This is a genomic window from Xylanivirga thermophila, assembly GCF_004138105.1.
Taxonomy (GTDB): Bacteria; Bacillota; Clostridia; order Caldicoprobacterales; family Xylanivirgaceae; genus Xylanivirga; species Xylanivirga thermophila.
The window spans coordinates 18,212-32,621 of record NZ_RXHQ01000012.1 but is presented as its reverse complement, the minus strand read 5'-3'; the positions used below and the strand labels follow the sequence as shown (position 1 = coordinate 32,621).

Annotated in this window: 12 protein-coding genes; all 12 read left to right on the top strand. The window is 38.3% G+C overall.

Features of this window, described 5'->3' with window-relative positions; all coding sequences use genetic code 11:
- Positions 1–33 precede the first annotated feature (33 nt).
- The gene (gene uvrC, locus EJN67_RS07220; protein WP_129723675.1) at positions 34–1,899 is read left to right on the top strand and encodes an excinuclease ABC subunit UvrC; all 1,866 of its coding nucleotides are present in this window, start codon (positions 34–36) and stop codon (positions 1,897–1,899) included.
- Between the two features lie 36 nt (positions 1,900–1,935).
- Positions 1,936–2,751: a Cof-type HAD-IIB family hydrolase gene (locus EJN67_RS07215; RefSeq protein WP_129723674.1), complete on the top strand. Its 816-nt coding sequence runs from the start codon at positions 1,936–1,938 to the stop codon at positions 2,749–2,751.
- A complete protein-coding gene (gene hprK / locus EJN67_RS07210) occupies positions 2,744–3,685 on the top strand; it encodes an HPr(Ser) kinase/phosphatase (protein ID WP_129723673.1) in 942 nt (313 codons plus the stop codon). The genes EJN67_RS07215 and hprK overlap by 8 nt, the downstream gene beginning before the upstream one ends.
- A 90-nt stretch (positions 3,686–3,775) precedes the next feature.
- Entirely contained in the window at positions 3,776–4,729 is a 954-nt protein-coding gene (locus EJN67_RS07205; RefSeq protein WP_129723672.1) for an ROK family protein, read from the top strand.
- A 61-nt stretch (positions 4,730–4,790) separates the two neighbouring features.
- A complete protein-coding gene (locus tag EJN67_RS07200) occupies positions 4,791–5,930 on the top strand; it encodes a type 2 periplasmic-binding domain-containing protein (RefSeq protein WP_165000789.1) in 1,140 nt (379 codons plus the stop codon).
- Positions 5,931–5,967: 37 nt separating this feature from the next.
- Complete coding sequence (murB, locus tag EJN67_RS07195) at positions 5,968–6,882, top strand: UDP-N-acetylmuramate dehydrogenase (RefSeq protein WP_129723670.1); 915 nt, start codon at positions 5,968–5,970, stop codon at positions 6,880–6,882.
- 10 nt (positions 6,883–6,892) lie between these two features.
- Positions 6,893–7,633: a PHP domain-containing protein gene (locus EJN67_RS07190; RefSeq protein ID WP_243641251.1), complete on the top strand. Its 741-nt coding sequence runs from the start codon at positions 6,893–6,895 to the stop codon at positions 7,631–7,633.
- 18 nt (positions 7,634–7,651) lie between these two features.
- The gene (gene rapZ, locus EJN67_RS07185) at positions 7,652–8,503 is read left to right on the top strand and encodes an RNase adapter RapZ (RefSeq protein WP_129723669.1); all 852 of its coding nucleotides are present in this window, start codon (positions 7,652–7,654) and stop codon (positions 8,501–8,503) included.
- 23 nt (positions 8,504–8,526) lie between these two features.
- Entirely contained in the window at positions 8,527–9,540 is a 1,014-nt protein-coding gene (locus tag EJN67_RS07180; protein WP_129723668.1) for a gluconeogenesis factor YvcK family protein, read from the top strand.
- Between the two features lie 30 nt (positions 9,541–9,570).
- On the top strand, positions 9,571–10,533 hold the full coding sequence (gene whiA, locus EJN67_RS07175; RefSeq protein ID WP_129723667.1) for a DNA-binding protein WhiA: 963 nt from the start codon (positions 9,571–9,573) through the stop codon (positions 10,531–10,533).
- On the top strand, positions 10,534–10,827 hold the full coding sequence (locus EJN67_RS07170; RefSeq protein WP_129723666.1) for an HPr family phosphocarrier protein: 294 nt from the start codon (positions 10,534–10,536) through the stop codon (positions 10,825–10,827).
- 94 nt (positions 10,828–10,921) lie between these two features.
- Complete coding sequence (locus EJN67_RS07165) at positions 10,922–14,401, top strand: DNA polymerase III subunit alpha (RefSeq protein ID WP_129723665.1); 3,480 nt, start codon at positions 10,922–10,924, stop codon at positions 14,399–14,401.
- The last annotated feature ends 9 nt before the right edge of the window (positions 14,402–14,410 follow it).

Sequence of the window (14,410 nt, the reverse complement as noted above, 5' to 3'; positions counted from 1 at the left end):
TAATAGCATATGCAATCGAAAGGACAGAGGTTTATGACATCACTCCAGGAAAAATTAAAGACATTACCTGACAATCCAGGTGTCTATATAATGAAGGATAGGGATAATAACATAATATATATAGGAAAGGCTATATCACTTAAAAATCGTGTGCGACAGTATTTTCAGTCTTCAAGAAATCATACTCCCAAGGTTAGGGCCATGGTTTCAAATATATATGATTTTGAATATATTTTGACTGATTCGGAGATGGAGGCCCTTATATTAGAATGCAATCTTATAAAAAAACATAGACCAAAGTATAATATTCTCTTGAAGGATGATAAACATTATCCATATATAAAGGTAACCACAGAGGAGGGTTATCCTAGGGTACTAATGGTTAGAAGAATAAGCAAGGATAAGAATAAATACTTTGGCCCTTATACCAGTTCAAGAGCCGTGAGGGAAACGATAGAGCTTATAAAACAGATATTTCCCATAAGAAGTTGCAATAGAAATATTGACGGTAATGCAGTTAAGGGCAGGCCTTGTTTGTATTATCATATGGGAAAATGCCTAGGACCTTGTCAGGGCAATGTGGATAAGGGCGAATATGACGAGATGGTAAAACAGATATGTAAATTTTTAGACGGCAGGCATGAGGATATTATAAAAGAACTAAACGTAGAAATGGAAAAGGCATCAGAGGGTCTCCAATTTGAAAAGGCGGCCCTTATTCGCGATAGAATAAGGGCTGTAGAGCAGATAATGGAGAGGCAAAAGATCATATCCACCGATATGGAGGATAAGGATATACTCGGTTTTGTCCAGGGAAAAGATAGGTGTATTGCTCAAGTATTTTTTGTAAGGAAAGGGAAACTTATAGGCTCACAGCATTATATATTAGATGATTCTAAGGATAGTGATCTTGCTGAAGTGATGACATCCTTTATAAAACAGTTTTATCTCGTATCATCCTTTATTCCCAGGGAAATACTCATTCAACAGCCTATAGATGAAAGTGATCTAATAGGGCGATGGTTGAGCGATAAAAGGGGATCAAAGGTCAATATACATGCGCCCGTAAGGGGTGAAAAGAAAAAATTGGTAAACCTCGCCATAAAAAATGCACAGGATGTATTGGAAAATATAGAGCATCAAATGGAGCGGGAAAAGGCCCGCACTGAAGGGGCAAGTATAGAGCTTGCAGAGTATCTAGGTCTTGATAGTGTGCCATATCGTATAGAGGCATTTGACATATCCCATATACAGGGTACTGACACAGTGGCATCTATGGTGGTGTTCGAAGGTGGCAAGCCTAAAAAGAAGGACTATAGAAGGTTTAAGATAAAAAGTCTTCAAGAGGGTGTTCCAAATGATTTTGCCAGCATGATTGAGGTGGTAGGCAGGCGATTTAGAAGGGGTTTAAATGAAAGGCGGGAGCTAGAGTCCCAAGGGAAGGATCCAAACTATGGCAAATTTTCCCGATTTCCAGATCTTATACTCATAGATGGAGGTAAGGGTCAGCTAAATAGTGCCATGTCAGTACTCAGAGAAATGGGTATGGACAGTATACCTATAATAGGGCTGGCAGAGCGTTTTGAGGAGGTATATGTACCATTTAAATCAGATCCTGTTGTAATACCAAAAGATTCTAATGCACTTCATCTTTTAGAGCGTATAAGGGATGAGGCACATAGATTTGCCATTACCTATCATAGAAGTCTCCATGGCAAAAACAATCTAAGATCGGTATTGGAAGATATACCTGGGATAGGACCTAAACGTCGAATCGCTCTTTTTAATAGATTTGGCTCCATCGATGCTATAAAAAAGGCTTCTGTGGAGGAACTCTGTGAGGTGCCTGGTATGAATAAAACTGCTGCACAAAGCATTAAAGAATACTTTGAATTATAGGTTGAAAAATTATATAATCTAGGGAGAGGTGTTTAGATGAAATATAGGATGTTGGTATTGGATTTGGATGATACCCTGCTAACAGATGATCTATCAATTGGCGAAGGGGACAGGCAGGCCATACAAAAAGCCTCAGAACTTGGTGTATGTATAACAATAGCCACCGGGCGGATGTTTAAGGCAACCCTGCCATATGCAGAGCAGCTGGGAATAAATGTGCCTGTTATTACCTATCAAGGTGCACTTATAAAAGAAACCAAGACCCGTAAGAATCTATTTCATTGTCCCATACCGATGGATATAGCCAGGGAGGTGGCTAGGGACAGTGCAGATAAAAGACTTTATATGCAGGCTTATATAGATGATGATTATTATGTAGAGAAATATACGGAGCATAGTGATATGTATGAGCGTATCAGCGGGTTTAAGGGCATTGAGGTAGGTAGATTGGATAAATTTATAGATACTGATGTGACAAAATTGCTCATAATAGATGATCCTGTTAATATACAGAAACTTAAGGATCTATATAAAAAGCAATTTGGGGAGATTTTATGTATTACTACATCAAAGCCTACGCTTTTAGAATTTACTCATAAAGATGCTACCAAGGGTAGGGCAATTGAAAGGCTATCTAAATCTTTAGATATAGACAGGCAGGGGATAGTGGCAATTGGAGATAGTTATAACGATCTTCCCATGATAGAATATGCAGGATTGGGCGTGGCTATGGGCAACGCATCTGAAGATGTTAAAAAAAGAGCCGATTATGTTACCCATACCAATAATGATAATGGAATAGCCCATGTGATAGAAAAGTTTATTTTAAAGGAGGATACGTCCTGTGAGTAGCATACCTATAGATGATCTGACAAGATCGTTAGACCTTGAAACATTATACTGTGAGGAGGAGCATACAGCCGTAGATATAGATACTAGCGATATAAATAGGCCGGGACTCCAGTTTGCTGGTTTTTTTGATTACTTTGCGAGTGATAGAATGCAGGTATTGGGGAAGGTAGAGATGAACTATCTAGAACAGCTTAACCCTGTTGTAAGGGATGAGAGACTGGATGTATACTTTAGCTATGACATACCCTGTCTTATTGTGGCAAGGGATATGGAAGTACCTGAATATATAATGAAGTATGCAAAGAAATATAAACGCCCGGTATTTTCATCAAAACGGGTAACTACTGCGCTTATAAATAAGCTTATAAGTTATTTAGATTCCCAGCTTGCTCCAAGGGTAACAAGACATGGTGTATTGGTAGATGTATATGGTGTAGGGATATTTCTGGCGGGAGAGAGTGGTATAGGTAAAAGTGAGACAGCCTTAGAACTGGTAAAGAGAGGACATAGACTGGTGGCTGATGATGCAGTTGAAATCAAAAAGGTAGCAGAAAATCGACTTATAGGTGAATCACCGGAACTTATAAGACACTTTATGGAAATACGGGGTATAGGTATAATAGACATAAAGTCCATGTACGGTGTAGGTTCTGTTATAAACAATAAACCGTTGGATTTAGTTATCTATTTGGAATTCTGGGATGAAAAGAAGGAGTATGATAGGCTTGGATTATCTGAAGAATATACTGACATACTAGGTGTTAAGCTGCCCAAGCTGGTAATTCCTGTTCGCCCTGGACGGAATCTTGCTATTATTGTAGAAGTGGCAGCCAGAAATTGGAGACTGAAAAAATTAGGGTATAATGCAGCAAAGGAATTGGATGATAGGCTTAATGCCCTTATTGAGATGCATAATGAAGAGGATGACCTATAGAAGGAAGTAGCAGAATAGGTATTGGATTTTGCATAAAATAAGGGTAAAATATTATGGTATTATTTTTTTATTACTGAGGAGGATGGAGTTATGAAACTATACGTAGGTGTGGACTTGGGTGGTACCAACATAGGAGCCGGTGTAGTAGATGAAAATGGGAGAATACTGCATAAGGACGAGATACCTACAGGAGTAGGGCGCCCATATCAGGAGATAATAAAGGATATGGGGGATTTAATCAAAAAGGTAATAAAGAATGCAGGATACGTTGTGGATGACATAGTTTCAATAGGCATTGGTTCTCCTGGTGTAGCTGACAAAGAAAAGGCCTTTATAGTATATGCTAACAATCTATATTGGAAGCATATCCCCGTAGGCGAGGAACTTAGGAAGTATGTTAACTTACCTGTCTATATTGACAATGATGCCAATGTGGCTGGTCTTGCGGAAGCTGTATGTGGTGCGTGTCAGGGATATAGAAATTCGGTTACCATTACATTAGGAACGGGTGTAGGTTCTGGTATTATAATAGATGGCAAGCCCTATAGTGGTAGCCATGGTGCAGGAGCCGAACTGGGGCATATGATAGTGTCGGTAGATGGAATAGAATGTACTTGTGGCAACAAGGGTTGCTTTGAGCGTTATACCTCTGCTACTGCCCTTATACGGGAGGGTAAGGAGGCAGCAAAGACTCACCCTGAAAGTCTTATTGCAAAGACTGTAAAAGGTGATCTTGATAAGATAAATGCCAAGGTGGTAATAGATGCTGCAAAGGCGGGAGATGAAGAAGGTCTCAAGATATTTAGAAGATATATTCATTATCTCACAATGGGTATTATAACCATTATAAATATCTTTGATCCGGATATTATAGCCATAGGAGGCGGCGTGTCAAGGGCGGGAGATTTTCTGCTTGATGCATTGAATAAAGAAGTAGAAGAACATATATTCTATAAAGATCTGCCCCATGCAAAATTATGTATATCAGAGCTTGGAAATGATGCAGGAATAATAGGGGCTGCTATGCTAGGAAAAATAAATTGAGTCATACTGAATAGATAAGGACCATATATTTTGAGTAAAGGGTTTTACAGGGGGAATGATTATGAAGCCTAAAGTAAAGCCATTTACTCTTTTTTTATGGCTTTGTCTTGTGTTACTTTTTATACTAAGCCCTATAATTGTATCAAAACTTAGGACACCCATTGAACCATTAGAACCGCTTATGCCTGATAAACCAGCATGGACCGGCATAATAACAATTTGGGATATTCCATATATAAAGACCGGTACAGGAAGCAGTATTAGCTGGATAAACAAACATGTAAGGCAATTTGAAAAAGCACATCCAGGGGTATTTGTAGATATAAAATCTATGACGCCGGAACGTGCTTCTATGTATTTCCAGCAAGGAGCAGACAGGGATTTACTGCCTGATATAGTATCCTTATCTCCGTATGAAGAGATAGTGCCAAGTGATATGCTAATAGATATTATGCCCTATTTTAAAACTCAATTGAAGGATATGGATGCTTTAGCATTAGCCCAGGTGGTGGATGGCAAAAACATGAAGGGGTTGCCATATATGCTTGGTGGCTATGGGTTGTTTTTAAATACCGATATTTTAAATGCGAAAGATATAGAAATAGAGACTGATGTAGAGATAGATGCTAAGACTTTGGAGAATTTATCAAAGACTCTTACATACAAAGTAAAGGAAGGTAAGAGGGAGATTGAATACTACGGGCTTTGCACTTATAAGGATAGATACAGCAACCCACTTGTCAATATAGAAGGAATGTCCTCAATAAAAGTATATCCTTCATACTATGATGCATGGGAGGTGTTTGGAAAAAGCAAGCGTTCTGCAATGATGCTTGCAAATACTCGGACCGTGTATAATATAAGAAGCTCTGACAAACTAAGCGATGCAAATATAGAAGTAATACCATTGTCTGTATTGGAAAGGGATGGACTATTTAATGATCAGATAGGTGTATATGGTCTTTTAAAACAGGATGAGACCGAAAAAGAGAAAATATGCATAGAATTTTTTAAATGGCTTATGAATAATGAAATACAGGAGAGCCTAAAAGAGATAGGTATGTTTCCAGTATCGAAAGGTACAGGATATATATATGAAGATGATTTTTTTATGCATACGATAGAGGACTCTTTAAAACGATATGATTTTTGTCCTAATGGGCAAAAGGGTGATGTTGCAGATAAAGCTAAAATAGAGTAAACTAAATAGTAAATTATACAAGGCAGGAGTTTGGTATATGGACATAAATGCATTTTACAAAAAAATAAAAGAGTTTATCCCGGAATCACAGGTGCTTATAAATGAACCTATGAAAAATCATACTTCATTTCGTATAGGTGGACCAGCCGATATACTGATTATGCCTTCTAAGACAGATCATATAAAGATTATAATGGATATGTGCAAACAATGGGATATGCCAATCTATATAATGGGCAATGGCAGTAATCTACTGGTAAGGGATGGAGGTATGAGGGGGGTTGTTGTGAAGCTTGCAGATAAATTTAGCAATGCTGAGGTATGCGAAGGTTGTATAAAAGCTCAATCTGGTATCCTTATGTCAAAACTATCACGAATAGCACTTCAAAATTCCCTCTCTGGACTAGAATTTGCCTGTGGTATACCGGGTACACTAGGCGGAGCAGTAACAATGAACGCAGGAGCCTACGGAGGAGAGATGAAGGATATAGTAGAAAACGTAGAAGTATTGGATAGGGAAGGAAATATCTATACTATTTCAAGGGATGGGCTAGATTATGGCTATAGGACTAGCATAATACAAAAGAACCAACTTATCGCCCTTAATGTATGCACGAAGCTATATCCTGATGATTATTCTGCTATCAAAGATAAGATGGATGATCTTACTAGAAGGCGCAGACAAAAACAGCCTCTATCATATCCTAGTGCAGGCAGTGTCTTTAAACGTCCGCCTGGGTATTATGCAGGAAAGCTTATACAGGATGTAGGACTTAAAGGGGCACGTATAGGCGATGCTCAAGTTTCGGAGATGCATGCAGGGTTTATTATAAATCTAGGTAATGCTACAGCCAAGGATGTAATTGATTTAATACATTTAATACAAGATAGGGTGTATGAAGAGTTTGGTGTGGAAATGTATCCAGAATTAAGGATTGTAGGCGAGGAGTAGGTGATTTTAAGTGTATGATATAACCGCTGATTACCATACGCACACCATATACAGTCATGGCAAAGGCACCATAGAAGAGAATGTGCAGGCCGCTCGAACCAGGGGACTTAAAAAAATTGCGATATCAGATCATGGTTTTGGGCATATAGGTTATGGTATAAAAAAGGGCGATGTGCAAAAAATGCGCGAAGAGATACAAAGGCTTAATGAGAAATATGATGATATAGAGATATTATTAGGAATAGAATCCAATCTTGTGGGGTTAGATGGTAATATTGACATACCGGAGGAGTATTTTGATAAATTTGATATAATACTGATGGGTTTTCATAAGGGAGCTATGCCTGCTTCGTGCAAGGATGCTCTGAGCCTTTTTGGTAGGAATATGATGGCCAAGCTATTATCTGAAAAACAACGGGAGGAACTTAGGTATATAAACACCTTCTCCATGATAAAGGCTATGGATAGATATCCTATAGACATAATAACCCATCCAGGAGCAAAGATCGACATAGATAGTAGATTATTGGCAGAAAAGGCTGCCCAAACGGGCATAGCATTAGAAATTAATGCTAGTCATGGATTTATGACTGCCGATTATGTTAAAATAGCATTGGAACAAGGGGCAACATTTGTTATAAATAGTGACGCCCATACCCCTGATAGGGTGGGTGTATTTGACCTTGGCATACAGATAGCAAGAGAGGCAGCACTTCCTCCTGAGGCTATAATAAATTCTAGGTTGTTCTAACGAAAGAAGGGGGATTTTATGCGATTTATTGTGGTGACTGGTTTATCAGGTGCGGGAAAGACTATGACTATACGATATCTTGAGGATATGGGTTTTTTTTGCATAGACAATCTACCCCCAAAGCTTATACCAAAGTTTGCTGAACTGTGTTATCAGTCGGAAGGTAGGGTAGACAAGGTAGCTATTGTGGTAGATATAAGAGGTGGCGGTTTTTTTGATGATCTCTTTGAATGTTTGTACCTTCTAAAGGAAGAGGGATATTCATATGAAATATTGTATTTGGATGCTTCAGATGACGTACTCATAAAACGATATAAGGAGAGTCGTCGTATGCATCCATTGGTCAAGGAAGGCAGGATAATACAGGGTATACATCTTGAACGGGAAAAACTCAAAACCCTTAAGGAGAGGGCTAATTATATAATAGACACCAGTACCCTTCATACAAGCCAGCTAAAGAGTATACTAAATGAACTTTTTTCAGATGACAAGGATGCTGAACGGCTTATTATTTCAGTCATATCATTTGGATTTAAAAATGGTATGTTATTGGAGGGGGATCTTATATTTGATGTGAGATTTCTTCCCAATCCATTTTATGTGGAAGAACTCAAGGAACATACAGGGCTTGAATGCGATGTACGGGACTATATATTTTCTTTTCCGGAAACTGGTCAATTTTTAGGCAAACTTTTAGACATGTTAGACTTTCTTATACCATATTATATTAGAGAAGGTAAGTATCAGCTGGTTATAGGTATAGGATGTACTGGAGGCCAGCATCGTTCAGTAGCTATAGCAGAAGAATTGTATAATATATTAAAGGATAAGGGACATAAAGTAACTGTAGAACATAGGGATATCAAATAAATTTTATATGGGTGAATTTTAAAATGGAAATAGAATGCAAAAAGCCGATTAAAGAAAAATTAAACCCTAAGATAGTTGCTTTAGGTGGTGGTACAGGATTATCTAATCTATTAAGGGGCCTTAAGCTATATACCAACAACATAACGGCTATAGTAACGGTGGCAGATGACGGTGGCAATTCAGGTCAAATACGAGAAGATCTGGGCATACTCCCGCCAGGAGACATACGCAACTGTATATTAGCGTTGGCCGATATGGAGCCTGCAATGGAGCAGCTTTTACAGTATAGATTCAAAGAGGGCTATTTAAAAGGGCAAAATCTTGGCAATCTCCTTATTGCAGCCATGACTGATATATCTGGCGGATTTGAAAAGGCTGTAGATGAGCTTGGCAATGTGCTTGCAATAACGGGAAGGGTACTTCCTGTTACCATTGATAATATGACATTAAAGGCGTTGCTTAAAAATGGAGAGATAGTATATGGGGAGTCTAAAATACCGAAGGCGTGTATGGATATGAATACGCATATAGAACGGATTTTTATATCCCCTGAAGATTGTAAGAGCCTGCCTGAAGTGGTAGAAGCCATATATGATGCTGATGCCATAGTATTAGGACCAGGCAGTTTATATACCAGTATAATGCCCAATTTGCTGGTGCATGATGTATACGAAGCTATACTGAGAAACAAATGCAAAAAGATATATGTATGTAATGTAATGACACAACCTGGAGAAACTGTTGGTTATGGTGTATTGGATCATGTTAAGGCTATAACTGATCATTGCGGGTATAATATATTAGAATATGTGCTTGCAAATGACAGCTATATCCCTAATGATCTATTGGAGAAATATGAAGAAGAAGGTTCGAGTCCTGTTAGGCCATGTGAGTCGGCTGTAAATATTTTAGAAGAGATTGGCATACGGCTTGTAACTGCTGATATTATGGATATAACCAAGGGTTTTATAAGACATGATCCAGTTAAACTGGCTCAAGAGGTAATGAATATAATATTACAACCTAGCGATATTTAATGGCTTTACGATAGAAAAGAGGTGGCTTATATGTCATTCTCCTCCAAGGTAAAGGCTGAATTATGCCGGGTGACGGTGGAGAGGGATTGTTGCAAGATAGCTGAGCTTGCTGCCATTATTCACACCAGTGGTACTATAAAATTGGCCGGACGTGATAGGGTAGGAATATGTATAACGACAGAAAATGCATGTATTGCCAGGCGCGCTTTTATGCTTATAAAGGAATTATACGGGATAAATCCGGAGATACTGGTGAGAAAAAATAAAAGATTAAGGAAAAATAATAGTTATCTTTTGCTCATACCGCAATCCGTCTATTCAAAACGCATATTATCTGACATATATATTTTTTATAGGGATAGAGATGGTAAAAACAATGTATGTAGCGGTATACATGAGGACCTTATCAGAAGACCATGCTGTAAGCGTGCATATCTAAGGGGGGCATTTTTAGGCGGTGGTTCGGTAAGTGATCCTGAGAAGGGGTATCACCTGGAATTTGTATCCCATAGGAATGAATACAGTGAGGATTTATGTGAGCTTTTAAATTATTTTGATCTTCATGCAAAAATTGTTGAGCGTAAAAATAATTTTGTGGTATACTTAAAAGAAGGGGAGCATATCGTAAATCTATTTAGCATTATTGGGGCCCATACTGCCCTTTTAAATTTAGAGAATATAAGAATTTATAAAGATATGCGCAATAATATAAATAGGATTGTTAACTGTGAAACGGCTAATTTGGGTAAAACGGTAAACGCTTCTTTAAGACAGATCGATAATATTAAATATTTAAAGGAAAATAGTGAATATCAGAAATTGCCCCATTCTCTAAAGGAGATAGCGGAGCTTAGGCTGAATTATCCCGATGCCAGTTTAAAGGAATTGGGCCAGATGCTTTCACCACCTATGGGTAAGTCAGGGGTTAATCATAGGCTCAGAAAGTTAGATCAGTTAGCTGATGATCTGAGAATTAAAAAGGGGGAGATTTAAGTGGTTCAAAGCGTAGTCAAAATCACCCATCAATCAGGATTAAGGGCCAGACCGGCTGCATTATTTGTGCAGATAGCCAGTAAATTTTCATCTAATATATGGATTCAAAAGGATGCTAAAAAGATAAATGCAAAGAGTATAATGGGAGTTATGTCCCTTGGTGTGGCGCAGGGTGATGAAATTACCTTAAAAATAGAAGGTAAAGATGAAAAAGAGGCTATGGATGCCATGAAGAAGCTTATCAACTCCAATTTTGCGGATATGCCTGAGGTGAATAGTAAGGCGACAAAATAGGCAACTTGTTATCAAGTTGCTTTTTTTGTTCTTTATTGTATATTTAATGTCGGAATGATAAAATGTAAGCAGATGATAAGGGAGGAATAACTATATGTCTGCTTTTACCCATTTACATGTGCATACTGAATACAGCTTGTTGGATGGAGCATGCAGAATACCAAAGCTTCTTGATCGATGTAAGGAGCTGGGGATGAGTAGTATTGCCATAACTGACCACGGAGTTATGTATGGAGTAGTAGATTTTTATAAAGAGGCAAAGAAAAGGGGTATACATCCTATAATAGGATGTGAGGTGTATGTAGCCCCACGTTCTATGCATGACAAGGAAGGTCGTTATGATAGTAACTATGCCCATTTGGTACTTTTGGCGAGGAATAATGAAGGATATAAAAACCTTACAAAACTGGTATCCTTAGGATTTATTGAGGGCTTTTACTACAAACCTAGGATAGATTATGATATTTTAGAAAAGTATAGCGATGGCCTTATTGCTTTGAGTGCTTGTATAGCTGGGGATATACCAAAACATTTACTTAATGGGCAGGATGAACAGGCGGAGACATTGGCACTTAGACTTAAAAATATGTTTGGACCAGATAATTTTTATATAGAATTACAGGATCATGGATTGGCTGAACAAAAGATGGTGAACGGAAAATTAGTTAGTTTAGCTAAAAAATTGGAGATACCACTTGTGGCCACCAATGATATACATTATATAGACCAGGAAGATGCGAACGCCCATGATGTACTTTTGTGTATTCAAACGGGTAAGACTATAAATGATGAAAATAGGCTAAAATTCGAAACACAGGAATTTTATCTAAAATCTAAGCTTGAAATGAGCGAGCTTTTTTCAGACTATCCTGAGGCCATTGATAATACAAATCGTATTGCAGAGAGATGTAATGTGGAGTTCGATTTTGATACCATGCATCTACCTTCCTATGATGTGCCTGAAGGCTATCGAGCAAATGAATACCTTAGGAAATTATGCTATGGAGGCCTTAAAAAAAGGTATAAGGATGTTACTGAAGATATAAAGGATCGTATTGAATATGAATTAGGCGTTATAGAGGATATGGGCTATGTAGATTATTTCCTTATAGTATGGGATTTTATAAAATTTGCTAAGGATAATGGCATTATGGTAGGACCAGGTCGTGGAAGCGCAGCAGGCAGTCTAGTTTCCTATGCACTTGGTATTACTCAAATAGATCCTCTTAAATATAATTTACTGTTTGAAAGATTTTTAAATCCAGAGCGTATAAGTATGCCGGATATAGATATAGATTTCTGCTTCGAAAGGCGGCAGGAGGTTATAGATTATGTTGTTAAAAAATATGGGGAGGACAAGGTAACCCAGATAATTACATTTGGGACCATGGCAGCTAGAGCGGTTATAAGGGATGTTGGGCGAGCTATGGACATGCCATATGCTGATGTGGACAAAATAGCAAAGATGATTCCATTTGAGCTGGGAATGACCATTGACAGGGCGCTTGAAATAAATAAGGATCTTAGGATAATTTATGAATCGGATGCCAATATAAAGATGCTGATAGATACTTCCAGAAGCCTTGAAGGATTGCCGAGGCATGCATCTACCCATGCAGCTGGTGTGGTTATATCAAAGGATCCAATAACGGACTATGTTCCATTGCAAAAGAATGATGATTGTATAACTACCCAGTTTCCAAAGGATACAATAGAGGAGCTGGGGATGCTAAAGATGGATTTCTTAGGCCTAAGAACTCTGACGGTAATAAGGGATGCCGTAGATCTTATAGCCCAAAACAGGGGAGAGTATATAGATATAGATAATATACCATTAGATGATGAAAAGGTATATAATATGCTGTCTCAAGGGGATACGGATGGGGTATTCCAATTGGAAAATGCCGGTATGAAGCAGTTTATGAAAGAGCTTCGGCCTAATACGTTTGAGGATATAATAGCCGGTATATCCTTGTATAGACCGGGGCCAATGGATCAGATACCAAGGTATATTGATAACAGGACACATCCGGATAACATAAGATATACTGATGAGGCTTTAGCACCCATACTTGAGGTTACTTATGGCTGTATGGTATATCAGGAGCAGGTCATGCAGATAGTAAGGGATCTAGCAGGATATTCCCTTGGGCGTGCAGACCTTGTAAGGCGTGCCATGGCAAAAAAGAAGACGGATGTTATGGCAAAGGAGAGGCAAAATTTTATATATGGTATTGTAGATGGGGCTGGAAATGTATTAGTACCCGGTGCAATAAGACGGGGTATATCTGAAGAAGGAGCAAATAGGATATTTGATGAGATGTCTGAGTTTGCAAAGTATGCATTTAACAAATCCCATGCAGCGGCATATGCCCTTGTTGCATATAGGACAGCGTGGCTTAAATATTATTATCCGGTGGAATTTATGGCTGCCCTTATGACCAGTGTAATGGGCAATAGCAGTAAGGTTGCATCCTATATACAGTATTCTAAAAGGCACGGTATTGATGTTTTACCCCCTGATGTAAATGAGAGTTACGCAAATTTTACAGTTCAGGAAGATAAGATACGTTTTGGTCTGGCTGCTGTGAAAAATGTAGGTCTTCCCGTCATACAGGATATTATAAGGTCAAGGGATAAGAATGGAAAATTTAAGGATTTTGTAGATTTTTGCTATAGTGTAGAGGGTGCAGGCATTAATAAGCGTATGCTGGAGAGCCTTATAAAATGTGGGGCTTTTGATTCATTTGGTGTATATCGTTCTCAGCTTATGGCAGTATATGATAAGGTATTAGATGGCGTATATCAGGATCGCAAGCGTAATATAGAAGGCCAGGTATCATTGTTTGATGCCATTGATACGGAAGATGATGATATGGGATTTGAAAAGGATTTGCTGCCAGATATAAAGGAATTTCCGCAGAGAATAATGCTAGCCATGGAGAAGGAGATGGTAGGTGTTTATATAAGTGGACATCCACTATCACAGTTTAAAGATGTACTTGATCGTTTAAATAATACATTGGATCTGCAAACAGTAGATGAGGGACAGGAAGATCTAATGGTACAGGGTGGCTTAAAAGATGGGCAGCCTATAACAATAGGTGGTATAGTGGTTTCAAAAAAGATAAAGGCGACAAAGAATAATAACATAATGGCCTTTGTAACATTGGAAGATCTATATGGCAGTGTAGAGGTTATTGTCTTTCCTACAGTATACCAAAGATATTCAAAGTTCCTCGATAACGATAATACTGTTATTATAAAGGGTAAAGTAAGCATAAGGGAGGAAGAGGACGCAAAGATAATATGCGATAGGATAACTCCGCTTACAAGCCAAGCTATAAACAAAAAGTTATATTTGAAGATCCCTAAAGGTCAAACGGTAGATATCCAAAGGGATATCTGTCCTGTACTAAAACGTCATCAGGGAAGTATCCCAGTATATCTATTTATGGAAGGCAGCGGACAGCGGTTTGTGGCGGAACGGGATCTATGGGTGGAGTGTGAAAATCAGCTAATTGAAGAATTATGTAGAATTTTGGGGCGAGAATCGGTAAAATTGGTGGGCTAGTTATAGCAT